This is a genomic window from Streptomyces sp. NPDC091281 (genome assembly GCF_044757425.1).
GTDB lineage: Bacteria > Actinomycetota > Actinomycetes > Streptomycetales > Streptomycetaceae > Streptomyces.
Genome location: NZ_JBIVUY010000002.1, coordinates 850,225 through 874,632, shown reverse-complemented (window position 1 = coordinate 874,632; position 24,408 = coordinate 850,225). Strand labels below are relative to the sequence as shown.

The window sequence follows — 24,408 nt, the reverse complement described above, 5'->3', positions numbered from 1 at the left end:
GTGTGGTCCTCCCGTTACTCAGGGTTGTCCGCGAGGGATCTCGCCGCCCGGACGCAGTGGGTGAGCGCCTGGCGCGCGTACCCGGGGGAGGCACCCGCGAGGCCGCAGGCCGGGGTGAGCGTGACGGCCTCCGCGAGAAGGTCCGGTCGCAGCCCCAGCCTGCGCCACAACGTCCTGACACCCCCGACGCTACCGGCAGGGTCTGACAATGCGCTGTCCGTGCCGGGCACGACACCGGCGAAGAGACGCGTGCCCGCCTCCACCGCCTCACCGATCACGTCGTCGTCACGTTCGGTGAGCAGCGAGAAGTCGAACGACACGGCGGTCGCACCGGCCCGGCGCAGCAGCGCGAACGGCACGTCCGGGGCGCAGGAGTGCACCACCGTCGGCCCGTCCTCCCCCTGGACGTCGAGGACGTCGCGCAGCGTGGACTCCACGACCTGGCGGTCGACGGCGCGGTGGGTGCGGTAGCCGCTGGCGCTGCGGACGTGGCCGCGCAGGACGGCGGTCAGGGACGGTTCGTCGAGCTGGAGCACGGGGGTGGCGCCCGGTACGCGGCGGCGGATCTCCGCGAGGTGCAGCCGCAGCCCCTCGGCGAGGGAGGCGGCGAGGTCGCGGACGGCGCCGGGGTCGGAGAGGGCGGCCTCGCCGTTGCGCAGTTCCAGCCCGGCGGCGAGCGTCCACGGCCCCACGGCCTGCACCTTCAGCGGGCCCTCGTGTCCCTGCGTGAACTCCTCCAGGGCGTCCAGGTCCTCCCCCAGCCAGGACCGGGCCCGCCGGGTGTCCCGCCCCGGCCGGTCCCCGACGCGCCACCCGCTGGGCTCCACGCGCGCGTAGACGTCCACCAGGAGCCCCGCGGTCCGTCCCAGCATGTCCGCGCCGGGCCCCCTGGCGGGCAGCTCGGCGAGGAACGGAAACCCCTCGGTGGCCCCCACAGCCGTCCGCGCCGCCTCCCTGGCGTCTCCCCCGGGCAACGAACCGACACCGGTCGCGGGACCGAACCTGAATTCTGCGTTCACGGAGCGAAGCCTACGGTGCGCGATCTCGCGGTCGGCCGGGCGTCGCGGGCTACCGGCCCGGCTTCACCGTCAGGTCGTGGATCTCCGCGTCGCGGGGGAGGTCCAGGGCGGTGAGGAGGGTGGTGGCGACCGATTCGGGGTCGATCCAGGCGGACGCGTCGTAGGGGCGGCCCTCCTGCTGGTGGACCTTGGCCTGCATGGGGCTGGCAGTGCGGCCGGGGTAGACCGAGGTGACGCGGACGCCGTTGCCGTGTTCCTCGTGGCGGAGGGAGTCGGCGAGGGCCTTGAGGCCGTGCTTGGAGGCCGCGTACGCGGACCACTCGGCGCTCGCGCGCAGTCCGGCGCCGGAGTTGACGAAGACGACGTGCCCGCGCGCGGCCCGCAGTTGGGGCAGGAAGTGGCGGGTGAGTTCGGCGGGGGCGACGAGGTTGACGTTGAGCTGGTGGTGCCAGGCCTTCGGGGTGAGCTCCCCGACCGGTCCGAGGTCGACGACGCCGGCGACGTGCAGCAGTGAGTCGACCCGGTCGGGCAGCGTCTGGTGGGAGAAGGCCCAGCTCAGCCGGTCGGGGTCGGCGAGGTCGCCGACGAGGGTGCGGGCGCCGGGGAACCGCGCCGCCAGTTCCTTCGCCCGGCCCGCGTCGCGCGCGTGGAGGACGAGTTCGTCGCCGCGCGCGTGGAGGCGGCGGGCGACGGCCGCGCCGATGCCGGAGCCCGCTCCGGTGATCACATGAAGAGCCATGTCCGCCATGCTCGCATCACCGGTGGTTCAGCCGGTGCCGAGGCTCTTCTCCAGGTGGGCCAGGGCGCCCGCCGGGTCGGCGGCGAAGAGGACCAGCTCGGTCAGGGGCAGCGGCAGGAAGCCGTCCGCGTCCATGCGGTCCAGCTGGAGCCGCAGGCCGTCGTAGAAGCCCGCGGTGTTGAGCACGACGACCGGCTTGGTGGTGCGGCCGTGCTTCCGGAGTTCGAGGATGTCGGTCGTCTCGTCGAGGGTGCCGATCCCGCCGACGAGGACGACGACCGCGTCCGCCTTCTCCACGAGGAGCCGTTTGCGTTCGGCGAGGTCGCGCGCGATGACCATCTCGTCGGCGCCCGCGCGCGCCTTGGCCGCGAGGAAGTCGACGGAGACCCCGCACAGCCGCCCGCCCGCCTCCTGCACGCCGTCCGCGACGACCTTCATGAGGCCGGTGTCGGAGCCGCCCCAGACGAGGGTGTGGCCGCCCGCGCCGAGCAGGGTGGCGAACTCGCGGGCGGGGCCGGTGTAGCGGGCGTCGAGGTCGGCGGCGGAGAGGAAGACACAGATGCGCATCCCGTCACCGTACGCGGGAAGAACCGGGCGCCTTTGGGCGCTGTCCCGGTATGGCCCAAGGACACACGATCACGATCGAAGAGACCGACGCCCACGTCCGCGTGGTGCACGGCGACCAGGTGCTCGCGGAGACCGACCGCGCCCTCCTCCTGCGGGAGACGGGCTGTCCGCCCCGCTACTACCTCCCCCCGGAGGACGTCCGGCTGGACCTCCTCACGGCGTCCGACACGAGCACGCACTGCCCCTTCAAGGGCGACGCCACCTACTGGTCGCTCCCCGACGCGCCCGACCTGGTGTGGGCGTACCCCGACCCCAAGCCCGACGTCCGGCAGATCAAGGACCGCCTCTGCTTCTACGCCCCGCAGGTGTCTTAGAAGCAGAGCAGGCGTCCCGCAAGCGCAGGAGTCCTGGAAGCGCAGGTGTCGTAGAACGATGAATCCCGTGCCCTGGGGCAGTCTCCTCAGGCATGGACAAGAAGACGCTTTCACGCGACGGCACCGCCCTCGCGTACGCGCACGCCGGGCAGGGCCCCGCGGTCATCCTCGTCAGCGGGGCCATGTCGACCGGCGGCACGGTGGCACCGCTCGCCGGTCTGCTGGCCGAGCGGTGCACGGTGTTCTGGTACGACCGCCGGGGCCGCGGCGAGAGCGCCGACACGGCCCCCTACGCGGTCGCGCGCGAGGTGGAGGACCTGGCGGCGCTGATCGACGCGGCGGGCGGCGAGGCGGCGCTGTACGGCGTCTCCTCGGGCGGCGCGCTGGCCCTGGAGGCGGCGGCGAGCGGCCTGCCGGTGACGCGGGTGGCGCTGTACGAGACGCCGTACGCCGACTTCTCCGACGGCGGCGCCGAGGAGCGGGCCGCGTACACCGCGGACCTCGCCGCGGCGCTCGCGCGCGGTGCGCGCGGCGACGCCGTGGAGCTGTTCCTGCGGCTGACGGGGATGGCGGAGGAGATGATCGCGGGCGCCCGCCAGGCCCCGATGTGGGCCGCCATGGAGGCGGTCGCCCCCACCCTGGCCTACGACGACGCCGTGATGGGCGACGGGCTCGTGCCGCGCGCGCGGCTCGCCTCGGTGGCCGTGCCGGTACTGGCGCTGGCGGGCGGCGCGAGCCCCGGCTGGCTGCGGGAGGCGGTGCGGGCGGTCGCGGAGGCGGTACCCGACGGGACGTACCGGACGCTGGAGGACCAGACCCACATGGTCGACCCGAACGTCCTGGCACCGGTCCTCGCCGGGTTCCTCGCCCCGTAGCGGCGGCCCGCCGGCCGCGGCGGGTCAGACGGCGGCGGTGCGCGCGCGCGTGGTCGACGCGATCGTCGCCGAGCCCACCACGCGTGTGCCGTCGTACAGGACGATCGCCTGGCCGGGCGCCACGCCGCGGACCGGCTCGGTGAAGGTGACCTCCAGGCGGTCGTCGACGAGGGCCGCGGTGACCCCGGTCTCGCCGCCGTGCGCCCGCAGCTGGGCGGTGTAGGTGCCGGGGCCCGCGGGCGCGCTGCCGCACCAGCGGGGCCGGACGGCGGTCAGGCCGGTGACGTCCAGGCCCGCCGCCGGGCCGACCGTCACGGTGTTGTCGACCGGGGAGATGTCGAGGACGTAGCGGGGCTTGCCGTCGGCGGCCGGGGTGCCGATGCGCAGGCCCTTGCGCTGGCCGATGGTGAAGCCGTAGGCGCCGTCGTGGGTGCCGAGCTTGGCGCCGGACTCGTCGAGGATGTCGCCCTCGGCGCGGCCGAGGCGCTGCGCGAGGAAGCCCTGGGTGTCTCCGTCGGCGATGAAGCAGATGTCGTGGGAGTCGGGCTTCTTGGCGACGGCGAGGCCGCGCCGCTCGGCCTCCGCGCGGATCTCGTCCTTGGTGGTGACGGTGTCGCCGAGCGGGAACAGGGCGTGCGCGAGCTGCCGGTCGTCGAGGACGCCCAGGACGTAGCTCTGGTCCTTGGCCATGTCGGACGCGCGGTGCAGCTCCCGGCCGCCGTCCTCGCGGACGATCACCTGCGCGTAGTGGCCGGTGCAGACGGCGTCGAAGCCGAGGGCGAGCGCCTTGTCGAGGAGCGCGGCGAACTTGATCTTCTCGTTGCAGCGCAGGCACGGGTTGGGGGTGCGGCCCGCCTCGTACTCGGCGACGAAGTCCTCGACGACGTCCTCGCGGAAGCGGTCGGCGAGGTCCCAGACGTAGAACGGGATGCCGATGACGTCGGCGGCGCGGCGGGCGTCGCGGGAGTCCTCGATGGTGCAACAGCCGCGCGCGCCCGTGCGGAAGGACTGCGGGTTCGCGGAGAGCGCGAGGTGGACGCCGGTGACGTCGTGGCCGGCTTCCGCGGCGCGGGCGGCGGCGACGGCGGAGTCGACCCCGCCGGACATGGCGGCGAGTACGCGGAGGGGGCGGGGGCGCTGCGAGGTCTCAGTCATAACCCCTCAAGGGTAAGGGGCGGCGGGAACCGGAGCCCGCGAGTATCCGTTGGGGAACGCGAGAGCGCTGTGCGAGGACCGTGAGGACCGTGAGGGGGGCTCACTGTCGAGGAAGGACGTGGGCCGTGGTGGAGCGGGGAGCCGGGGTGGACGCGGGATCGGGCACGGGCCCTGACCCGGACGACGAGGGCGGCAGGAGGGGCGACGACGGCACGGGCGGCGAGGGCGGCGAGGGGCGCGTCGGCGGCCGGGACGGCAGGCCCGGCGGGAAGGGCGGGAAGGGCGGGAAGGGCAGAGACGCCGACCGGCGGATCGGGCGGCGGGCGTTGCTGATCGGCGGGGCGGCGGCGGCCGTCGGGACGGGCGTGCTGGCCCGCGACGAGCTGGCGAAGCTGTGGTGGCGGACGCCCGGGGTGGAGAAGCCGCGGGTGTCGGGGGCGGTGGACTACCGGGGCGCGCGCTGGGTGTCGGCGTCCTCGGCCAACTACCGGGGCGCGGACCGCCCCGACGACTACACGGTGGACATGGTCGTCGTCCATGCCACCCAGGGCGATCTGTCGAGCGCGGTGAAGGCGTTCCAGGACCCGGGTCACCGGGCGGCGACGCACTACATCGTGAGCCAGGACGGCCGGGTGACGCAGATGATCCGCGAGCTGGACGTGGCGTTCCACGCGGGGAACCGGTCGTACAACGAGCGGAGCGTCGGCATCGAGCACGAGGGTTTCGTGGACCGGCCCGAGGACTTCACCGACGCGATGTACGCGGCCTCGGCCCGGCTGACGGCCGGGATCTGCCGCCGGTACGGGATACCCGTCGACCGGGAGCACATCATCGGGCACGTCGAGGTGCCGGGCACCGATCACACGGACCCCGGCGAGCACTGGGACTGGGACCGGTACATGCGGCTGGTGCGGGAGGCGCACGCCGTCACGGTGTGACGCGGTGACGGCCGCCCGGCCGCGCCCCCGGAGCGGCGGCGCTACATGAGTCCCGCCGCGCGGGCCCGTTCCACCGCCGGGCCGATGGCCTTGGCGACGGCGTCGACGTCGTCCGGGGTGGAGGTGTGGCCGAGGGAGAAGCGGAGGGTGCCGCGGGCGAGGTCGGGGTCGGTGCCGGTGGCGAGGAGGACGTGGCTGGGCTGGGCGACGCCCGCGGTGCAGGCGGAGCCGGTGGAGCACTCGATGCCCTGGGCGTCCAGGAGCAGCAGCAGGGAGTCGCCCTCGCAGCCGGGGAAGGTGAAGTGGGCGTTGGCGGGGAGACGGCCGCCGGGGGCCGGGTCGCCGCCGAGGATCGCGTCGGGGACGGCCGAGCGGACGGCGTCGACCAGGGTGTCGCGCAGGGCGCCGATCTCGCGGGCGAACCGTTCCTGGTGGGCGGCGGCGAGGCCGCCGGCGACCGCGAAGGAGGCGATGGCGGGCACGTCGAGGGTGCCGGAGCGCACGTGCCGTTCCTGTCCGCCGCCGTGCAGCACGGGCACCGGGGTGTGCTCCCGGCCGAGCAGCAGGGCGCCGATGCCGTAGGGGCCGCCGACCTTGTGGCCGGAGACGGTCATCGCGGCGAGCCCGGAGGCGGCGAAGTCGACCGGTACCTGGCCGAAGGCCTGGACGGCGTCGGCGTGCAGCGGGATGCCGGACTCGGCGGCGACGGCGGCGAGTTCGGCGACCGGCATCAGGGTGCCGATCTCGTTGTTGGCCCACATCACGGTGGCGAGGGCCACGTCGTCGGGGTCGCGGGCGATCGCCTCGCGCAGCGCGTCCGGGTGGACACGGCCGTGGGCGTCGACGGGAAGGTACTCGACGGTGGCGCCCTCGTGCTCGGCGAGCCAGTGCACGGCGTCGAGGACGGCGTGGTGCTCGACGGGGCTGGCGAGGACGCGGGTGCGGGCGGGGTCGGTGTCGCGGCGGGACCAGTACAGGCCCTTCACGGCGAGGTTGTCGGCCTCGGTGCCGCCGGAGGTGAACACGACCTCGCTGGGGCGGGCGCCGAGCGCGTCCGCGAGGCTCTCGCGGGACTCCTCGACCGTGCGGCGGGCCCGGCGGCCGGCCGCGTGCAGGGAGGAGGCGTTGCCGGTGACGCCCAGCTGGGCGGTGAGCGCCTCTGCCGCCTCCGGAAGCATGGGAGTGGTCGCGGCGTGGTCCAGGTAAGCCATGGTGTGCCGATTCTACGGCGCGCCGCGCACGGGTCCGCAGGCGCGTCCGGGGCCGGTGCGGGTGCCTGCCCGGACGGGATTCCGGCGGGGCGCTGACGGCGTCGTCGGCGGGTCCCCGGCGGGGATGCGCGGTGGGGGCCCGGCGGGATGCCTCCTGGGGTCCCGGTCCGGGTCAGAAGCTCCAGGAGATCGTGGAGTCCGCGTGCATGAACGCGGCCAGGACGACGAGGTCGGCGACGCCCAGGGTGAGGCCGAGCCAGGCGCGGCCGCGGCGCTGGGTGCCGCGCAGCAGGGCGACGCTCGCCAGGATGATGGCGACGGGGCCGAGGAAGACGTTCAGCACGAGCAGGCCGACGAGGCCGAGGACGAAGGACGCGACGGCCATGCCGTCGGTGTCCCGGATGCCGGTGCGGCGCGAGGCCGGTGCGGTGAGCTGCATGGTCGTTCGTTCCTTCCGAGGGGTGCGGCGGGGCGGCGGGGTCAGTGGGCCGACGAGGAGCGGTGACGGCGGCCGTGGCGCTCGCGGAGCGCGAAGACGGCCAGCCATACGGCGATCACGGCGGCGACGGCGAGGCTGACGCCGAGCGGCGCGTGCGCCACGGTGCCCATCACCAGGCCGAGCAGCAGCAGGGCGACGACGAGGAACAGCATGGGACGGAACCCCCTCCGGGACGGCTCTCGGTCCGCCCCTCCGATATGTTCCGGCCGTCACGGGTCCGGCCGGTCACGTTCTGGTGAACAGTTGTAGTAACACTTGTTCACTGACTACCCAGTCTAGCGCGCCCCATGGGTTTGCAATTCCGGAGAACAGTTGTTAACTGGATGACATGAGTCACACCCTCGGCATCCGGCAGGCCCAGAAGCAGAAGACCCGGCAGTCCCTCCTGGACGCGGCCCTCGGCCTGCTGGAGGAGCAGAGCCTGAGCAGCCTCGGACTGCGCGAGGTGACCCGCGCGGTGGGCGTCGCCCCGACCGCCTTCTACCGGCACTTCCGCTCCATCGCGGATCTCGGGGTGGCCCTGGTCGAGGAGGCCCTGGGGAGCCTGCACGCGATGATCCGGAGCACCGTGACGAACGCCGAGTCCCCCGACGAACGCATCGCGCGCGCCGTCGAGCTGATCGCCCGTCACGTCGACGCCTACCCCGCGCACGTCCGGTTCATCGCCCGCGAGCGGCACGGCGGGGTCCAGCCGGTCCGGGAGGCGATCCGGGAGCAGCTGGGGCGGTTCGCCGAGGAGGTGCGGACGGAGCTGGCCCGGGACCCGCAGTCGGCGGGCTGGAGCGAGGCGGACCTGCGCATGCTCGCGCAGCTCTACGTCGACCAGATGCTCATCACGGGCTCGCTCTTCCTGGAAGCCCAGGAAGCGCAGGAGGCCCAGGAGGCACAGAAGGGCGGGGAGGCGGAGGGCGCCAGGGAGGCCGAGGAGGCGAGCCCGGACTCCGGCCGGGACGCGGGCCGGAACGCGGGCCGCGACGAAGTCACCCGCCGGGCGACGCGCCAGTTGCGGCTGATCAGCATCGGCCGCAGACACTGGCTGGACGAGGCCTGAGCCGCCGCACGGCGGAGGAGGCGCACGGCTGACGTACACGCCGGAGGGGCCCGCTCCCCGAGCGGGCCCCTCCGGACGGACGGGAGATCAGGTGCGGCTCAGAACAGCCGCACCCGCGCCAGTTGCCGTGACTGGGCCACCAGCCGGTCCTCGCTGTCCCAGACCTCGGCGTCCTCCTCCAGGTAGCCGCCCGCGTAGTTGCGGGTGGTGAGGGAGACGCGGACCGGGCCGGGGGCGGGGCGGCGGCGGACGTGGACGGTCAGTTCGACCGTCGGGACCCAGCCCGCGACGCCCAGGTCGAAGGCGGTCGGCGGCAGCGCGTCCACCGCGAGCAGCAGGGAGAGCGGGTCGGCGGGGCGGCCGTCGGCCAGGCCGAACCAGGCGCGCATCTCGCCCTTGCCGGAGGGCTCGCCCACGGCCCAGCCCGCCGTGGCGGGGTCCAGCCGGAGCGTCAGGCGGTGCGTGATGGGCTGCTGCTCGGAGACGGAGGCGGGGCCGTCCTCGGCGCCGACGCACCGCTCCGGCGGCGGGAAGGCCGGGGGCACGGCGGAGGTGCGGACGTCGTCGGGGAGGGCGTCGAGGTCGCCGTAGGAGGCGAGGACGCGGATGCGTTCGACCTCGCGGCCCTCGTCGTCGTGCTGGAAGAGGGAGGCCTGCCCGGTGGAGAGGGTGCGGCCCGCGCGGACCGTCTCGGCGCGGATCACGGCGGGGCCGGGGCGGGAGGCGCTGAGGTAGTGCGCGGTGACGGTCAGCGGGTCGCCGTGCGGCAGGGCGTCGGCCAGGGCGCGGCCCACGACGGCGAGGAGGTAGCCGCCGTTGACGGCGCCGAAGATGGTCCAGCCGGCCGAGAGGTCGGCGTCGTACACCCCGGGCGCCGCGGCGGTGCGCGGGGTGACGGCGGTGTCGCGGTCGAACTCGCTGTCGCCGAGGGCGGCGGGGGCGATGGCGGCTTCAGGCATGAGGGAACGCTACAACACAGGCATACTAAGCGGTAGCTTTTCCGGGTTCCTCCTCGCGCACGGTGGAGCGGCGGTTCCAGGCGCGGGGCGCCCGCCAGTGGTAACGCATCGCGAGCAGCCGCAGCACGAACGCGGTGAGCGCCGCCGCGCCGCCCGCGAACGGGGTCAGCACGTCGTAGCGGATGCAGAGGACGACCATGACGGCGCCCACCATCGCGGGCACGGCGTAGAGGTCGCGGTCCCAGCGCAGCAGGGAGGGCGTCTCGTTGGCGAGGACGTCGCGCAGGACACCGCCGCCGACGGCGGTGGCGAGACCGAGCGCCGCCGACGCGGTGAGGCCGAGGCCGTAGTCGTACGCCTTGATGGTGCCGGTGACGCAGAACAGGCCGAGACCGGCGGCGTCGAAGACGTTGACTCCGGTCTGGATGCGTTCGACGTGCGGGTGGAGGAAGACCACCAGCAGGGCGGCGAGCAGCGGGGTGAGGAAGTACCCCAGGTCGGTGAAGGCGGCGGGCGGGACGGCGCCGATGACGATGTCCCGGAACAGCCCGCCGCCGAGCGCCGTGACCTCGGCGAGGACGGCGATCCCGAAGACGTCGAAGTTCTTCCGGACGGCCAGCAGGGCGCCGGAGATGGCGAAGACGAAGATGCCGACCAGGTCGAGGGTGTGCTGGACGGACGGACTGAAGATTTGCTGGAGCACCCTACTATTCTCACCCAACAACGAGCCCCCGCCTTACATTGCAAGGCGGGGGCTCAGGGTGATGCTTACTTCTCCTTGGCGGGAGACTCCTTCTCGACGACCGGCTCAGCGGCCTCGGCGGGCGCCTCGGCCTTCTCCGCCTCGACCTCGGCCGCGACCGCCGCCGACGTCTGCGCCGACTCCGCGAGCACCTCGTCGGCCACCAGCTCGGCGGCCTCCTTCGCGGCGGTCAGCAGGACGGTGTCCTGCGGGGCCTGGTCCGCGAAGTTCTCCGGGTGGTGGCAGGCGACCTGCTGGCCGGGACGCAGCTCGACGAGCTTCGGCTCGGTCGTGGTGCAGATCTGCGTGGCCTTCCAGCACCGGGTGTGGAAGCGGCAGCCGGTGGGCGGCGAGATCGGCGAGGGCACGTCGCCCTTGAGCAGGATGCGCTCGCTCTTGGCGTGCTTGCGCGACGGGTCCGGGATGGGGACCGCCGACATCAGCGCCTTGGTGTACGGGTGCATCGGCGTCTTGTAGAGCAGGTCGCGGTCGGCCAGCTCGACGATCTTGCCGAGGTACATCACCGCGATCCGGTCCGAGACGTGCCGGACGACCGAGAGGTCGTGCGCGATGATCACGTACGTCAGGCCCAGCTCCTGCTGGAGGTCGTCCAGCAGGTTCACGACCTGGGCCTGGATCGACACGTCCAGCGCGGAGACCGGCTCGTCCGCCACCACGAGCTTCGGCTTGAGCGCGAGCGCGCGGGCGATGCCGATGCGCTGGCGCTGACCGCCGGAGAACTCGTGCGGGTAGCGGTTGTAGTGCTCGGGGTTGAGGCCCACGACCGACAGGAGGCGCTGGACCTCCTTCTTGATGCCGCCCTCGGGCGTGACGCCCTGGAGCTTGAAGGGGGCGCCGATGATCGTGCCGATGGTGTGGCGCGGGTTCAGCGACGAGTACGGGTCCTGGAAGATCATCTGCACGTCGCGGCGGAGCGGGCGCATGCCGCCGACGCCGAGGTGCGTGATGTCCTTGCCCTGGAACTCGACCGAGCCGCCGGACGGCTCCAGCAGGCGGGTGATGAGCCGGCCCATCGTCGACTTGCCGCAGCCGGACTCGCCGACCACGCCGAGCGTCTCGCCGGAACGGACCTCGAAGTCGAGGCCGTCCACCGCGTGCACGGCGCCGACCTGCCGCTGGAGCAGGCCCTTCTTGATCGGGAAGTGCTTCTGGAGCCCCGACACCTTCAGCAGGACCTCGCCGGGGGCGGCGTCCTTGCTCAGGGTGGCGGTGCCGGTCCCGACGGTGGGGTCGGCGTCGGTCTGCGCGGGGATCTTCACCGCTTCGTCGTCACTCACAGCTTCGGCGCAATCTCTTCGGTCCAGATACGCTCCCGCTGCTCGGTGCCCATGTGGCAGGCGGCCCAGTGCCGGCTGCCCACCTCGGCCAGCTCGGGGCGGACCGTGCGGGTGACGTTGTCCTTCGGGACGTCCGCGTACGGGCAGCGCGGGTTGAAGGCGCAGCCGGACGGGATGTTGATCAGGGAGGGCGGAGAGCCCTTGACCGGGATCAGACGCTCCTGCTGCTCGCGGTCGAGGCGCGGCATCGACCCGAGCAGGCCCCAGGTGTAGGGGTGGCGCGGCTCGTAGAACACCTTCTCGGCCGGACCGCGCTCGACGCAGCGACCGCCGTACATCACCAGGAGGTCGTCGGCGAGTTCGGCGACGACGCCCAGGTCGTGGGTGATGACGATGACCGCGGAGCCGAACTCCTTCTGGAGGTCGCGGATGAGGTCGAGGATCTGCGCCTGGACGGTGACGTCCAGGGCGGTGGTCGGCTCGTCCGCGATGAGCAGCTCGGGGTTGTTCACCAGCGACATCGCGATCATCGCGCGCTGGCGCATACCGCCGGAGAACTCGTGCGGGTAGCTGTCGACCCGCTTGTCCGGCTGCGGGATGCCGACCCGGTCGAGCATCTCGACCGCGCGGCGCTTGGCGGTCTTCTTGTCGACGTCGTGGTGGATGCGGTACGCCTCCACGATCTGCTGGCCGATCGTGTAGTACGGGTGCAGCGCCGACAGCGGGTCCTGGAAGATCATCGCCATCTGGCGGCCGCGCAGCTTGCGTACGTGGTCCGGGTCGGCGGAGAGCAGCTCGGTGCCGTCCAGCCAGATCTCGCCGGAGATCTGGGCCTTGCGCTTGCCGTACTGGCCGGCGGTGTGCAGGCCCATGATGCCGAGCGAGGTGACGGACTTGCCGGAGCCGGACTCGCCCACGATGCCGAGGGTCTTGCCCTTCTCCAGCGAGAAGCTGAGTCCGTCGACGGACTTCACGAGGCCGTCGTCGGTGGGGAAGTGCACCTTCAGGTCGCGCACTTCCAGGAACGAGGTCGGCGCGGGCGAGGTGGCGGTGGGTTCCCCCACGGCCGCCCCGCTCTTGCTGAGTTCGGTCACGTGAGCCTCACTCGGGGGTCGATCACGGCGTACAGGATGTCGACCAGGAGGTTGGCGACGAGCACGGCCACGGAGGTCACCAGGGTGACGCCCAGGATGATGGGCAGGTCCTGGTTCTTGATGGCGTTGAGGACGGCCTGGCCGAGGCCCGGCAGGCTGAACGCCGTCTCGGTCAGGATCGCGCCGCCGATCAGGGCGCCGAGGTCCATGCCGAGCATGGTCAGGATGGGGGTCATCGTCGAGCGCATGGCGTGCTTGCCGATGACGGTGCGCTCCTTGAGTCCCTTGGCGCGGGCGGTGCGGATGTAGTCCTCGCCGAGGATCTCCATCATGGTCGCCCGGGTGATGCGGGCGTACATCGCCGCGTACAGGAACGCGAGGGTGACCCAGGGCAGGATCATGCCGCCGAACCAGCCGGTGAAGCTGTCCTCCAGCGGCACGAACTGACCGTTGAACAGGTCGAGTCCGAAGACGAAGATCGACAGCGCGACCATGCCGGTGAAGTAGATCGGCAGGGAGACACCGGAGAGCGCCACGAGCATCGCGCCCCGGTCCCAGATGCTGCCCCGCTTGAGCGCGGAGAGGACACCGGCGGCGACACCGAAGAGCAGCCACAGCACGGCGGCACCGAGCGCGAGCGCCAGGGTGACCGGGAAGCGGTCGGTCAGCACCGGCCAGACGGCCTGCTCGCTGCGGAAGGAGTAGCCGAAGCACGGGGCGGCGCAGTGGATCGTGTCCCCGCCGCCCGTGTAGGTCCGGCCGGCGAAGATGCCCTTGAAGAACTCCCAGACCTGGGAGTAGATCGGGTCACCCAGGCCCAGCTTCTCTCGCACGCCCTCGACGGCGGCAGGGTCGGCCTGCTTGCCCACGAAGCTCAGGGCGATGTCGACGCCCGCCCACTTGGGGATGAGGAAGAAGATGCCGAAGACCACCATGACGATGACCACGAGCATCACTGCGGCGGCGAACAACCGCCTGATGAGGTAAGCGAGCACAGCTCTCGGCCCGCCGCGGACCGCGGGCCACCGGAGGTCGTCCGATGGCCCGCGGTCACGCTGCGCCGGCCTTCACCTGCCTTTCGTGCCGTTCGGCGGGTGTGCCGGGTTTACTTCGGGTTCTTCAGGCCGAGGTTGACGAAGTCGTACATCCCGCTGTAGCCGTCGGAGGTGTACACGTTCGCCAGGTTGTCCGAGCGCCAGTTGATGAACTTCTCGAACACGAAGGGCAGGTAGTACGCGCCCTCCATGACCTTGTGGTTGATCTCGGTCGAGATCTTGGTCTTGCCCGCGTCGTCCAGCGTCGTGACGTACTGGTCGAAGAGACCGTCGATCGTCTTGTCGTTGATCAGCGCGTAGTTGTTGTTGCCGCTCTCGGCGATGTACTTGCTGTTCCACAGCGGCAGACCGAAGCCCTGCACGGACGGGAAGTCCGGGCCCCAGCCCATGATGATGATGCCGTAGCCCTTCTTCTTCACGTTCGAGGGGCTACCGATGATGCCGGCGGTCTGCGAGCCGTCGTACTGGTCGATCTCGGCGGTGATGCCGATCTTCTTCAGCGACGCCTGGAGCGACTGGGCCGTGGCGACCTCGACCGGCTTGTTGTTGCGGACCGCGATCGTGGTCTTGAAGCCGTTCGGCTGGCCGCAGGCCTTGAGGGCCTCCTTGGCCTTCGCGACGTTGCCGCTCTTGTTGGCGCCGTTCAGCTCGTACGGGTCGTACTTCTGGCCCTCGGCGCCCGGGACGGACGGCGGGAGCATGTTGGTGCCGATGTCGCCACCGGCGATCGGGCCACCGCGGGCGGTCTGGAGCGACTCGTGGTCGGCGCCCAGGATGACGGCCTTGCGGCACTCGATGTTGTCGAACGGCTTGACGCTCTGCGGGAAGACCGCGTAGCGGATGTAGCCGGAGACCGGGTTGTCCAGGTTGGCCTTGTGCTGCTTGAGGGCGGTGGTGCGGCCCTGCGGCGACATGCCGGTCTGGTTCAGGTCGACGTCCAGGTCACCGTTGAGCAGACGCTGGTCGAGCTGGTTGGCGTCCGAGAAGAACTGGACGGTGATCTTGTCCGGGTAGGCCTTGCGGACCGGGTCCGAGGCCTGCTTCCACTGGTCGTTGCGGACCAGCGTCAGGTCCTTGCCCGGGCTGTAGGACTCGAACTTGTACGGGCCGGAGGAGAAGGGCTTCAGGCCGTACTTGGCCTTGGTGTCCTTGTCCTGGCGGACCGGGGAGGCCGAGACGAGCGCCAGCATCTCCTCGAAGTCCGAGTTGGCCTGCGGGAGCTTGAAGACGATGGTCTTGTCGTCCGGGGTCTCGATGGACTTCAGACCGAGCTTGTCGGCGGAGGTGTCCTTGTAGGGGCCCTTGTACTCGCCCTTGGGGTCCAGCACCTCCTTGAGGTACGTCGGACCGCCGGACAGCACGTCCTGCGCCCACACGCGCTCGATGCCGTACTTCACGTCCTTGGACGTGATCGCCTTGCCGTCCTCCCACGTGACGCCGTCACGCAGCGTGTACGTGTAGGTCTTGCCGTCGTCGGTGACCTTGGCGACGTCCGTGGCGAGGTCCGGGGCGATCTCGGCACCGGCGGCGCCGGCCTCGGCCTTGTTCGTGACCAGCTGGCGGGCGTAGTAGCGGGAGAAGTTCCACATGAAGCCGTAGTAGCCGCGCGTGGTGTCCCACGAGTCGGCGTCCTGGGCGCCACCGAACTTCAGCGTGCCGCCCTTCTTGGCCAGCGAGGCCTGGGCGACCTTGTTGTTCGCGGCGTCGAAGCCGGCGGCACCGGTCTTCGAGCCACCGCCGTTGTCGCCGTCGTCCGAACCGCCGCCGCACGCCGCCGTGGTCAGCAGCGCGGCGACCGCGGCAGCAGCGGCAAACGCCTGCTTCCGCCGCCCTGAGGTGCGTTGGGTAGTCACGATCTCGGTTCCTCCGGAATTGATGAGAGACCCCGTGCAGGTGCCACGGGAGGCTTGGGTACGGCTCAGCGGGAGCCCTTCGGGTCCAGCGCGTCCCGCACGCCGTCGCCGAAGAGGTTGAAGGCCAGAACGGTGATGAAGATCGCCACACCCGGGACCACCATGTACATGGGGTCGGACTCGTAGTAGTCGATCGCGCTGGAGAGCATCTGGCCCCACGAGGCGGTGGGCGGCTTGACGCCGACGCCCAGGAAGCTCAGCGCCGCCTCGGTGAGGATGTTGGTGGGGATCATCATCGTGGTGTAGACGACGATCGGCGCCACCAGGTTGGGCAGCAGCTCCTTGAAGAGGATGTACAGCTGCCCGGCGCCCAGGGACCGGGCGGCCTCGACGTACTCGCGCTCGCGGAGCGAGAGGGTCTGGCCGCGCACCACGCGTCCGATGTAGGGCCAGCCGAAGAAGCCGATGACCACGATCATCAGGAAGACCCGCACGCTCGAACCGGTGAGGCCCAGCATGTGGTTCGGCATGACCGAGACCAGGGCGATGATGAAGAGCAGCTGCGGGAAGGCGAGCAGACCGTCCATCACGCGGCTGATGAGGGAGTCGACCCAGCCGCCGAAGAATCCGGCGAGGACGCCCAGGACCGTGCCGAGGATCACGGCGACGACGGCCGACAGGAAGCCGACCAGCAGGGAGATGCGGGCGCCGTAGAGGATGCGGGCGAGGATGTCGCGGCCGTTGACCGGCTCGACACCGAGCAGGTGCTCACCGCTGATGCCGCCCAGCGAGCCCGTGGGCGTGCCGAACAGCGGATCGATGAGGTTCTCGTGGTACTCGTTCGGGTCCTGGCCGAGCAGGCCGGTGATCACCGGGGCCAGCAGGGCGATCAGGACGAGGAAGAGCACCACGACGCCGCCGGTCAGGGCGAGCTTGTCCCGCTTGAGGCGTTCCCAGGCGATCCGACCCAGGGAACGGCCCTGTACGGCCTTCGCGTCGGCGGTGGCCACCGCCGCTTCCTGGGCCGGGCTCGGGGCCGCTTCCGCGGTCGGCTCGTGCAATGGTGCCGTCATCTGGCAGGGACCCCTCTCAACCGGCGGTAGCCGGCCCACACTTGCCGCTGTAGCGGCGTGATCAGTCCGTCGTACACAGGGGCGAAAACACCCCCGATGCGGGAGTCTTCAACGCTTCGGCGATCTGTTGCCAGACTTGACGGTGAATGGATGCGCAAACGTGATGCGCTCAGGAGGATTCCGTTATCCGGACGGTGGGTAACGGGGGGCGGACGCGGACGAGTTGGGACAGAGTCCGGCAAATTCGGACGTAACGCCCTCATCTACGCGCGAAGATCAGTGCCTTCTCCTGCGGTGCGGAGACGTCGCGGACGGTTCGGCGTCTTTGCGGAACGGTCGCGCGACAGCACCGGGACGGTACCGGGGACGGTCGGGCGGAGCGTCCGAGTCGTCCGGTGGAGCGTCAGTAGCGTCCGGCCGGAGGGTATCCGTAGCCGGAGGCGGGGGCGCGGTCGGGGGTGGCCGGAGCGTGCGCCTCGCGGTCGTAGAAGGGGCGGGCGTGGGCCCGCATCCACATCACGACGGGGTCGTAGTCGTCGCTCATCGCGACCGTCGACACCGGCAGGCCCTCCGGGACCGCCCCGATCGACTGCTGCATCATCGCCCGCACCGCGTCCACCGCCGGGGGCGAGGTGTCGTACACGTCGAGGCCGAGGGCGAGGTAGGGGGCGCCGAGCGCGGGCTGCACCCAGGCCCGGCGCAGGGAGCGCAGGGCCGGGGTGCGGTGGGCGTTCTGGGCGAGGAGGGCGTAGAACTGCGCGATGTCGATCGCCGGTTCGGAGAGTCTGAGCGGGCCCGCGGGCTGCCGGTCCAGGCCCGTCGCGATCCGGCGCAGGTCCAGCCACGGGATGCCGACACCGCCGCCCGGGGCGTGCGGGTTCAGCCAGAGGCCGTGGTGGTCGGGGTAGAGGGTGCGGGCCACGTCCAGGCCGTCGGCCACCTCGTACGAGCGGTTCCAGCCGCTGGCGGACAGCTCCTGGGCGGAGGTGACGCAGGGCGCGTACCCGTGGCCGTCGACCTCCATCGTGCCGTACTGGGCGTCGGGGGAACCGGCGTGGCCGTGCCAGAGCAGCATCCAGACGCGCCCGCCGGCCGGGGTCGCGAGGGCGCGCAGGAGTGCCTCGTAGGCGTCGTAGCGCCCGGGGGTCACCTGGCGCAGCATGTGCTCGACCTGCCCGGCCGCGATGCCGCTGGCGCTCACCTGTACCGCCCCTTCGATGGAGTTGCCGCGCGTTCGGGAGACCAGCTTAGGTGGCTCCGCCGTCAACGGTGCCCCCGGAGGTGCGGGGTTGCGGGCCGGTGTCAGGGGGCGCGCGTGTAGAAGGGGCGGACGTGCTCCTTCAGCCAGCGGGCGACGGGGTCCTCCGTGACGTCGAGGAGGACCAGGTTGACCGGCCACGGGGCCGGGACCACGCCGAGCGCGCGGCCGAGCGCCTCCATCGGCAGGGCCCGCAGGTCGCCCTCCCACGAGGCGAGTTCGACGCCCACGAACATCACGGGGTCGGCCGTCTCGACGACGGCGAGGCAGCGCCGGGCGGTCCGCACGACGCCGGTCGCGTCGAACTCCGCGGCGGCGGCGGACAGCAGGTCGACCGGGTCGTCCTGCCAGTCCGGCTCGTACAGCCGGACCCGGCCGCCGCTCGCGGGGCCGTCCAGCGGGGTGCGGCCGGTGCGGCACAGCTCGGCGACGGCGGGCGGGGGCAGCGGTATCCCGACCGTCCCGTCCGGGTTCACCGCGAGGCCCACCTGCGGGGGCAGCCCGCGCGCGAACTCGACGGCCGGGGCGATCGTGTACGCCATGTGCGGCCCGGCGACCTGGCGGAGCTGCTCCTCGGAGCTGAACACCGGCACGTACGCCTGGCCGTCCAGCTCGACGGTCGGCAGGTCCAGCGGGCCGCTGCGCGGGCCGCCGCCGCTGGGCAGCGGCACCCACAGGAAGCTCCGGCCGAGCACCTCGACGATCCGGCCGCCGGACCCCGGCACGTTGAAGGAAGCGGAGAGCACCTCCTCCAGCTCGTTGCCGGGCCACCCGCCGTGCGAGTGGGGGTGCGCCTGCGCCGGAAACTCCGCGGGAAAGTCCGCCGGGGGGAAGTCCATCTGCCTACCGCCTGCTGGAAACCACTGGATCACTGGATCACCGGCAAGGCTAGCGGCTCCGCCGGTGGGGCCGGGGTGCGTGGCAGGGCGGGGGCGCGGCTGCCGGACCTCGGCGGGCCGCCGGGACGTACCTCGGAGGCCCCCTCCCCCAGGACCCGCCACCCCCGGAGGCCCCGTCACCCCGTGAACGCGATCCGCTTCAACGTGTCCGCCGCCGCGCGGTCCAGGAGGAGGGCGGAGTCGCAGCCCTGGGGGAGGCGGCCCTTCTGGACGGCGTGGAGGAGGCGGGCGGCGGCGCGGCGGTGGCGGAGGAAGGCGTAGCGGGAGACGCCGCGGCCGCGTTCGCGCTGGCCTTCCAGGGCGGTGCCCGCGGTGACGTCGAGGAGGACGAGGTGCAGGGTGCCGCCGCGGCGGCGGGCCTCGCGGGCCAGCCAGTCGCGGACCCAGGCCTGGGTGCCGCAGTCGTGCACGACGACGCCCTCGCCGGAGCGCAGCGCGCGCCGCAGACCGGCGTAGTGGGCGAGCCGGACGAGGGGCCGGTAGAGGGCGTAGGGCAGGGCGCGCGGCATGCGGGCGTCCCAGCGGTCGCGGGTGTCCTGGGAGTCGACGCGCGTCCCGGTGACCGCGCGCTTCATGAGGGTGGACTTGCCGCTGCCGGGCAGTCCGGTGACGACCACCAGGTCCCGGGGTCCGAAGAGCAGGGCGTGCGGGCTGTGTCCGGCGCGCTCGCGCAGGTCCCGGACGACGGGAGCGGGCCGCTCACCGCACGCCTCCCGGGCCGGGGCCTGCGGCTGGGCGGGCAGTGCGAGGGCCGAGCCGGTCGCGAGTGCCGTGGTCCTGTTCACCGTGTGCGTCCTCCCCTGGGGTCAGACAAGTCTTGTCCCCGTCGAGCGTAAAGAGAAGGTAATGCGCGCTGTCTACCGTTTTTGTTCGCGTACCGCCACAGGCCGGTTACAGATGGCGCCCTGCCGCGATCGGTCGTGGCGTGCAATGATGTCGGCGCCAACTGCATACCGGCCGTTTGAATCCGCGCGGGAGAGTTCCCGGCAGCGCACCCAGGGCAACCGGGGCGGCGCCGAGCCGGGGCGCCGAAGGAGCAAGTCCCTCCCTTGAATCTCTCAGGCCCCGTTACCGCGCGGGCGAGGCACATCTGAAAAGCGGACCGCTCCCGTCTCCGGGCGGCGGTCCCACCCAAGGTGCAAGCCACGATCACCAGCCCGGCCGTCTCCGGACGGTCCGCGCCGCGCGCCTGCGTGATCGGGGCGAACCTCTCAGGTTCCGATGACAGATGGGGAGGAACGACCTCGCCGTCCCCCGCGCCCGGTTCCCGGTGCGGGGTGGGACACCCCCGTCGCCTGGGAGACGAACGCCCGATGAGCAGCACCGCACTCCGTCACACCGCCCTCGACGCCCTGCACCGCTCGCTGGGCGCGACGATGACCGACTTCGCCGGCTGGGACATGCCCCTGCGCTACGGCTCCGAGCGGGACGAGCACGTCGCGGTCCGTACCCGGGCCGGTCTGTTCGACCTGTCGCACATGGGTGAGATCACGGTGACCGGCCCCGACGCCGGGGCCCTGCTGAACTTCGCGCTGGTCGGCAACATCGCCGCCGTCGGTGTCGGCCGCGCCCGCTACACGATGATCTGCGCCGAGAACGGCGGCATCCTCGACGACCTGATCGTGTACCGCCTCGCGGACGCCGAGTTCATGGTCGTCGCGAACGCCTCGAACGCGCAGGTCGTGCTGGACGCGCTCACCGCGCGCGCGGCCGGTTTCGACGCCGAGGTCCGCGACGACCGGGACGCGTACGCGCTGCTCGCCGTCCAGGGCCCCGAGTCCCCCGGCATCCTGAAGTCGCTGACCGACGCCGACCTCGACGGCCTCAAGTACTACGCCGGACTGCCCGGCACCGTCGCGGGCGTCCCGGCGCTCATCGCGCGCACCGGCTACACCGGCGAGGACGGCTTCGAGCTGTTCGTGAAGCCCGAGCACGCGGTGGCGCTGTGGACGGCGCTGACCGAGGCGGGCGCGGGCGTCGGCATCACCCCCTGCGGCCTGTCCTGCCGGGACACGCTCCGCCTGGAGGCGGGCATGCCGCTGTACGGGCACGAGCTGACCACCGACCTCACCCCCTTCGACGCCGGTCTCGGCCGCGTGGTCAAGTTCGAGAAGGAGGGCGACTTCGTCGGCCGTACGGCGCTGGAGGCGGCGGCGGCCCGCTCGGCGGAGAACCCGCCGCGCGTGCTGGTCGGCCTGATCGCCGAGGGCCGCCGCGTGCCGCGCGCCGGGTTCGCGGTGGTCGCGGGCGGCGAGACCGTCGGCGAGGTCACCTCGGGCGCCCCCTCCCCCACCCTGGGCAAGCCGATCGCGATCGCGTACGTCGACGCGGCCCACGCGGCGCCGGGCACGGCGGGCGTCGGCGTGGACATCCGGGGCACCCACGAGCCGTACGAGGTCGTGGCGCTGCCCTTCTACAAGCGGCAGAAGTAGCGGCGGGTCCCGTAGGCCGCCGCCACCCCCGGCGGCCCAGCGGCGTGAGCCTGCCCACATCCCCGCAGGTCAGCCCGTCCACCGGCAGCATCCCCTTCACCAGCACTCCCCCGCGTACAGGAGAATTCGAGCCATGAGCAACCCCCAGCAGCTGCGGTACAGCAAGGAGCACGAGTGGCTGTCGGGCGCCGAGGACGGCGTCGCGACGGTCGGGATCACGGAGCACGCGGCGAACGCGCTCGGCGACGTGGTGTTCGTCCAGCTCCCCGAGGTCGGCGACACCCTGACCTCGGGCGAGACCTGTGGCGAGCTGGAGTCGACCAAGTCGGTCAGCGAGCTGTACTCGCCGGTCGACGGCGAGGTCGTCGCCATCAACCAGGACGTCGTCGACGACCCGTCGCTGGCGAACTCCGCCCCCTTCGAGGGCGGATGGCTGTTCAAGGTGCGCGTCACGGGCGAGCAGGACGACCTGCTCTCCGCCGACGAGTACTCCGCTTTCACCGCCGGCTGAGGAGACGTAGACCCATGTCTGTCCTGAACACGCCCCTGCACGAGCTGGACCCGGAGATCGCCGCGGCGGTCGACGCGGAGCTGCGCCGCCAGCAGTCCACGCTGGAGATGATCGCCTCGGAGAACTTCGCTCCGCTCGCGGTCATGGAGGCGCAGGGTTCGGTCCTGACCAACAAGTACGCCGAGGGCTACCCGGGCCGCCGCTACTACGGCGGCTGCGAGCACGTCGACGTGTCCGAGCAGATCGCCATCGACCGGGTGAAGACCCTGTTCGGCGCCGAGTACGCCAACGTGCAGCCGCACTCGGGCGCCTCCGCCAACCAGGCCGCCCTGTTCGCGCTGGCCCAGCCCGGCGACACCATCCTCGGCCTGGACCTGGCGCACGGCGGCCACCTCACCCACGGGATGCGGCTGAACTTCTCCGGCAAGCAGTTCGACGTGGTCGCCTACCACGTGGACGCGGCCGGGCTGGTCGACATGGCCGAGGTCGAGCGGCTGGCCAAGGAGCACCGCCCGAAGGTGATCATCGCGGGCTGGTCGGCGTACCCGCGGCAGCTGGACTTCGCCGAGTTCCGCCGGATCGCCGACGAGGTCGAGGCGTACCTGTGGGTGGACATGGCGCACTTCGCCGGTCTGGTCGCGGCGGGCCTGCACCCGAACCCGGTCGAGCACGCGCACGTGGTCACCTCCACCACGCACAAGACGCTCGGCGGGCCGCGCGGCGGCATCATCCTGGCCAAGCAGGAGTTCGCGAAGAAGCTGAACTCGTCCGTCTTCCCGGGCTTCCAGGGCGGCCCCCTGGAGCACGTGATCGCGGCGAAGGCGGTCTCCTTCAAGGTGGCGGCCTCCGAGGACTTCGCCGAGCGGCAGCGCCGTACGGTCGAGGGCGCGCGCATCCTCGCCGAGCGGCTGACCGCCGACGACGCGCGGGCGGCCGGGGTGAACGTCCTGTCGGGCGGCACCGACGTGCACCTGCTCCTGGTCGACCTGCGGGAGTCCGCGCTGGACGGGCAGCAGGCCGAGGACCGCCTCCACGAGGTCGGCATCACCGTCAACCGCAACGCCGTCCCGAACGACCCGCGGCCCCCGATGGTCACCTCGGGCCTGCGGATCGGCACCCCGGCACTGGCCACCCGCGGCTTCACCGCGGAGGACTTCGCCGAGGTCGCGGACGTGATCGCCGAGACGCTGAAGCCGTCGTACGACGTCGAGGCGCTCAAGGCCCGTGTGACGGCCCTGGCCGAGAAGCACCCGCTGTACCCCGCGCTGGGCCGATAGGCCCCCGTACGGCCCGCGACACCCGCCGTACCCCTTTTCGCCGGGTCGTCCCGCACACTCGTGAGAGTGGGCGGGGCGGCCCCGGCGGGAGACCCCCGCACCACCCCGCACCCCCCAGGAGTTCCCGTGGCCATCTCGGTCTTCGACCTGTTCTCGATCGGTATCGGCCCGTCCAGCTCCCACACCGTGGGGCCGATGCGGGCGGCCCGTATGTTCGCCCGGCGGCTGCGCAACGAGGAGCTGCTCGACTCGGTCGCGGCCGTCCGCACCGAGCTGTACGGCTCCCTCGGCGCCACCGGCCACGGGCACGGCACCCCCAAGGCGGTGCTGCTCGGCCTGGAGGGCGACTCCCCGCGCACGGTCGACGTCGAGTCCGCGGACGAGCGCGTCGAGCGGATCAAGGAGTCGGGGCGGATCAGCCTGCTCGGCACGCACGAGATCCCGTTCTCCTTCGACGACGACATGGTGCTGCACCGCCGCAAGGCGCTGCCGTACCACGCCAACGGCATGACGATCTGGGCGTACGACGCCGCGGGCGCCGAGGTGCTGGCGAAGACGTACTACTCGGTCGGCGGCGGGTTCGTCGTCGACGAGGACGCGGTCGGCGCGGACCGGATCAAGCTGGACGACACCCCGCTGAAGTACCCGTTCCGCACCGGCGACGAACTGCTGCGGCTGACGAAGGAGACCGGCCTGTCGATCTCCTCGCTGATGCTGGAGAACGAGCGGGCCTGGCGCACCGAGGACGAGATCCGTGACGGCCTGCTGGAGATCTGGCGGGTGATGCAGGCGTGCGTGACGCGCGGCATGTCCCGCGAGGGCATCCTGCCGGGCGGCCTGCGGGTCCGCCGCCGCGCCGCCATGACGGCCCGTCAACTGCGGGCGGAGGGCAACCCGTTGGCCCTCTCCATGGAGTGGATCACCCTCTACGCGATGGCCGTCAACGAGGAGAACGCGGCCGGCGGCCGGGTCGTCACCGCCCCCACCAACGGCGCCGCCGGCATCATCCCCGCCGTCCTGCACTACTACGTCAACTTCGTCCCCGGCGCCGACGAGGAGGGCGTGGTCCGCTTCCTGCTCGCCGCGGGCGCCATCGGCATGCTCTTCAAGGAGAACGCCTCCATCTCCGGCGCGGAGGTCGGCTGCCAGGGCGAGGTCGGCTCGGCCTGCTCGATGGCCGCGGGCGCCCTCGCCGAAGTCCTCGGCGGCTCCCCCGAACAGGTCGAGAACGCGGCCGAGATCGGCATGGAACACAACCTCGGCCTCACCTGCGACCCCGTCGGCGGCCTCGTCCAGATCCCCTGCATCGAACGCAACGGCATGGCCGCGGTCAAGGCCGTCACCGCCGCCCGCATGGCCATGCGCGGCGACGGCTCCCACAAGGTCTCCCTCGACAAGGTCATCAAGACGATGAAGGACACGGGGGCGGACATGTCGGTCAAGTACAAGGAGACGGCTCGGGGTGGGTTGGCTGTGAACATCATCGAGTGCTGAGGCTGCCGCCGCCGCGTGCACGACACGTGGCGGCC

Annotated in this window: 25 protein-coding genes and 1 riboswitch; of the genes, 8 read left to right on the top strand and 17 right to left on the bottom strand. The window is 72.1% G+C overall.

Translation table 11 applies throughout. The annotated features are described in order from the left end of the window. Nucleotides 1-14: 14 nt before the first annotated feature. The 3 genes from ACIQPQ_RS08400 to ACIQPQ_RS08390 are packed head-to-tail and all read right to left on the bottom strand — an operon-like array spanning nucleotide 15 to nucleotide 2,325. Nucleotides 15-1,019, bottom strand: a complete 1,005-nt coding sequence (locus tag ACIQPQ_RS08400) for a methionine synthase (protein ID WP_401301274.1) — start codon at nucleotides 1,017-1,019, stop codon at nucleotides 15-17. 49 nt (nucleotides 1,020-1,068) lie between these two features. Continuing rightward, on the bottom strand, nucleotides 1,069-1,767 hold the full coding sequence (locus tag ACIQPQ_RS08395; RefSeq protein ID WP_401301271.1) for an SDR family oxidoreductase: 699 nt from the start codon (nucleotides 1,765-1,767) through the stop codon (nucleotides 1,069-1,071). 18 nt (nucleotides 1,768-1,785) lie between these two features. Then, nucleotides 1,786-2,325: a TIGR00730 family Rossman fold protein gene (locus tag ACIQPQ_RS08390; RefSeq protein ID WP_401301268.1), complete on the bottom strand. Its 540-nt coding sequence runs from the start codon at nucleotides 2,323-2,325 to the stop codon at nucleotides 1,786-1,788. Between the two features lie 50 nt (nucleotides 2,326-2,375). Here ACIQPQ_RS08390 and ACIQPQ_RS08385 point away from each other — a divergent pair, with 50 nt between their 5' ends. Together ACIQPQ_RS08385 and ACIQPQ_RS08380 are read left to right on the top strand one after the other, a co-directional pair. Beyond that, the gene (locus tag ACIQPQ_RS08385) at nucleotides 2,376-2,699 is read left to right on the top strand and encodes a DUF427 domain-containing protein (protein WP_401301265.1); all 324 of its coding nucleotides are present in this window, start codon (nucleotides 2,376-2,378) and stop codon (nucleotides 2,697-2,699) included. A 92-nt stretch (nucleotides 2,700-2,791) separates the two neighbouring features. Further along, nucleotides 2,792-3,574, top strand: coding sequence for an alpha/beta fold hydrolase (locus tag ACIQPQ_RS08380; protein WP_383778253.1), 783 nt, complete (start codon nucleotides 2,792-2,794; stop codon nucleotides 3,572-3,574). A 24-nt stretch (nucleotides 3,575-3,598) separates the two neighbouring features. Here the strand turns inward: ACIQPQ_RS08380 and mnmA are convergent, their stop codons facing one another. Continuing rightward, on the bottom strand, nucleotides 3,599-4,729 hold the full coding sequence (gene mnmA, locus ACIQPQ_RS08375) for a tRNA 2-thiouridine(34) synthase MnmA (protein WP_401301262.1): 1,131 nt from the start codon (nucleotides 4,727-4,729) through the stop codon (nucleotides 3,599-3,601). Between the two features lie 311 nt (nucleotides 4,730-5,040). Between mnmA and ACIQPQ_RS08370 the strand changes: the two genes are divergently transcribed. After that, on the top strand, nucleotides 5,041-5,667 hold the full coding sequence (locus ACIQPQ_RS08370) for an N-acetylmuramoyl-L-alanine amidase (protein ID WP_401301580.1): 627 nt from the start codon (nucleotides 5,041-5,043) through the stop codon (nucleotides 5,665-5,667). A 41-nt stretch (nucleotides 5,668-5,708) separates the two neighbouring features. Here the strand turns inward: ACIQPQ_RS08370 and ACIQPQ_RS08365 are convergent, their stop codons facing one another. The 3 genes from ACIQPQ_RS08365 to ACIQPQ_RS08355 form a co-directional block, all read right to left on the bottom strand. Next, the gene (locus ACIQPQ_RS08365; RefSeq protein ID WP_401301259.1) at nucleotides 5,709-6,878 is read right to left on the bottom strand and encodes a cysteine desulfurase family protein; all 1,170 of its coding nucleotides are present in this window, start codon (nucleotides 6,876-6,878) and stop codon (nucleotides 5,709-5,711) included. Nucleotides 6,879-7,050: 172 nt separating this feature from the next. Further along, a complete protein-coding gene (locus ACIQPQ_RS08360) occupies nucleotides 7,051-7,317 on the bottom strand; it encodes a DUF4190 domain-containing protein (protein ID WP_383778249.1) in 267 nt (88 codons plus the stop codon). A gap of 41 nt (nucleotides 7,318-7,358) precedes the next feature. After that, nucleotides 7,359-7,529: a hypothetical protein gene (locus ACIQPQ_RS08355; RefSeq protein WP_383778247.1), complete on the bottom strand. Its 171-nt coding sequence runs from the start codon at nucleotides 7,527-7,529 to the stop codon at nucleotides 7,359-7,361. A 176-nt stretch (nucleotides 7,530-7,705) separates the two neighbouring features. Here ACIQPQ_RS08355 and ACIQPQ_RS08350 point away from each other — a divergent pair, with 176 nt between their 5' ends. After that, the gene (locus ACIQPQ_RS08350) at nucleotides 7,706-8,428 is read left to right on the top strand and encodes a TetR family transcriptional regulator (RefSeq protein WP_401301255.1); all 723 of its coding nucleotides are present in this window, start codon (nucleotides 7,706-7,708) and stop codon (nucleotides 8,426-8,428) included. 98 nt (nucleotides 8,429-8,526) lie between these two features. Here the strand turns inward: ACIQPQ_RS08350 and ACIQPQ_RS08345 are convergent, their stop codons facing one another. The 10 genes from ACIQPQ_RS08345 to ACIQPQ_RS08300 form a co-directional block, all read right to left on the bottom strand. After that, nucleotides 8,527-9,387 (bottom strand): thioesterase family protein, encoded by an 861-nt coding sequence (locus ACIQPQ_RS08345; protein ID WP_383778244.1) that lies wholly within the window; start codon nucleotides 9,385-9,387, stop codon nucleotides 8,527-8,529. Nucleotides 9,388-9,412: 25 nt separating this feature from the next. Next, on the bottom strand, nucleotides 9,413-10,090 hold the full coding sequence (locus tag ACIQPQ_RS08340) for a trimeric intracellular cation channel family protein (RefSeq protein WP_401301252.1): 678 nt from the start codon (nucleotides 10,088-10,090) through the stop codon (nucleotides 9,413-9,415). A gap of 65 nt (nucleotides 10,091-10,155) precedes the next feature. Continuing rightward, entirely contained in the window at nucleotides 10,156-11,427 is a 1,272-nt protein-coding gene (locus ACIQPQ_RS08335) for an ABC transporter ATP-binding protein (RefSeq protein WP_401301249.1), read from the bottom strand. Continuing rightward, nucleotides 11,424-12,521 carry an ABC transporter ATP-binding protein gene (locus ACIQPQ_RS08330; protein ID WP_401301246.1) on the bottom strand — a complete coding sequence of 366 codons (1,098 nt, stop codon included), beginning with the start codon at nucleotides 12,519-12,521 and terminating at the stop codon, nucleotides 11,424-11,426. Before ACIQPQ_RS08330 ends, ACIQPQ_RS08335 begins: the two co-directional genes overlap by 4 nt. After that, nucleotides 12,518-13,516 (bottom strand): ABC transporter permease, encoded by a 999-nt coding sequence (locus ACIQPQ_RS08325; RefSeq protein ID WP_401301243.1) that lies wholly within the window; start codon nucleotides 13,514-13,516, stop codon nucleotides 12,518-12,520. Before ACIQPQ_RS08325 ends, ACIQPQ_RS08330 begins: the two co-directional genes overlap by 4 nt. A gap of 110 nt (nucleotides 13,517-13,626) precedes the next feature. Further along, a complete protein-coding gene (locus tag ACIQPQ_RS08320) occupies nucleotides 13,627-15,429 on the bottom strand; it encodes an ABC transporter substrate-binding protein (RefSeq protein ID WP_401301240.1) in 1,803 nt (600 codons plus the stop codon). Between the two features lie 65 nt (nucleotides 15,430-15,494). Further along, nucleotides 15,495-16,502 carry an ABC transporter permease gene (locus ACIQPQ_RS08315; protein ID WP_383778234.1) on the bottom strand — a complete coding sequence of 336 codons (1,008 nt, stop codon included), beginning with the start codon at nucleotides 16,500-16,502 and terminating at the stop codon, nucleotides 15,495-15,497. A gap of 403 nt (nucleotides 16,503-16,905) precedes the next feature. Next, nucleotides 16,906-17,703: an enhanced serine sensitivity protein SseB C-terminal domain-containing protein gene (locus ACIQPQ_RS08310; RefSeq protein ID WP_401301237.1), complete on the bottom strand. Its 798-nt coding sequence runs from the start codon at nucleotides 17,701-17,703 to the stop codon at nucleotides 16,906-16,908. A gap of 101 nt (nucleotides 17,704-17,804) precedes the next feature. Beyond that, entirely contained in the window at nucleotides 17,805-18,599 is a 795-nt protein-coding gene (locus ACIQPQ_RS08305; RefSeq protein WP_401301234.1) for an enhanced serine sensitivity protein SseB, read from the bottom strand. A gap of 176 nt (nucleotides 18,600-18,775) precedes the next feature. After that, nucleotides 18,776-19,444 (bottom strand): AAA family ATPase, encoded by a 669-nt coding sequence (locus tag ACIQPQ_RS08300; RefSeq protein WP_401301232.1) that lies wholly within the window; start codon nucleotides 19,442-19,444, stop codon nucleotides 18,776-18,778. A gap of 177 nt (nucleotides 19,445-19,621) precedes the next feature. Then, a riboswitch (glycine riboswitch) is annotated at nucleotides 19,622-19,743 on the top strand. A gap of 229 nt (nucleotides 19,744-19,972) precedes the next feature. Between ACIQPQ_RS08300 and gcvT the strand changes: the two genes are divergently transcribed. From gcvT to ACIQPQ_RS08280, 4 genes are all read left to right on the top strand, one after another. After that, nucleotides 19,973-21,091 (top strand): glycine cleavage system aminomethyltransferase GcvT, encoded by a 1,119-nt coding sequence (gene gcvT / locus ACIQPQ_RS08295; protein WP_401301229.1) that lies wholly within the window; start codon nucleotides 19,973-19,975, stop codon nucleotides 21,089-21,091. A 133-nt stretch (nucleotides 21,092-21,224) separates the two neighbouring features. Next, a complete protein-coding gene (gene gcvH, locus ACIQPQ_RS08290) occupies nucleotides 21,225-21,602 on the top strand; it encodes a glycine cleavage system protein GcvH (protein ID WP_383778226.1) in 378 nt (125 codons plus the stop codon). Between the two features lie 14 nt (nucleotides 21,603-21,616). Next, nucleotides 21,617-22,879: a serine hydroxymethyltransferase gene (glyA, locus tag ACIQPQ_RS08285; protein ID WP_401301224.1), complete on the top strand. Its 1,263-nt coding sequence runs from the start codon at nucleotides 21,617-21,619 to the stop codon at nucleotides 22,877-22,879. Nucleotides 22,880-23,005: 126 nt separating this feature from the next. Further along, on the top strand, nucleotides 23,006-24,373 hold the full coding sequence (locus ACIQPQ_RS08280) for an L-serine ammonia-lyase (RefSeq protein WP_401301222.1): 1,368 nt from the start codon (nucleotides 23,006-23,008) through the stop codon (nucleotides 24,371-24,373). Nucleotides 24,374-24,408 lie beyond the last annotated feature (35 nt).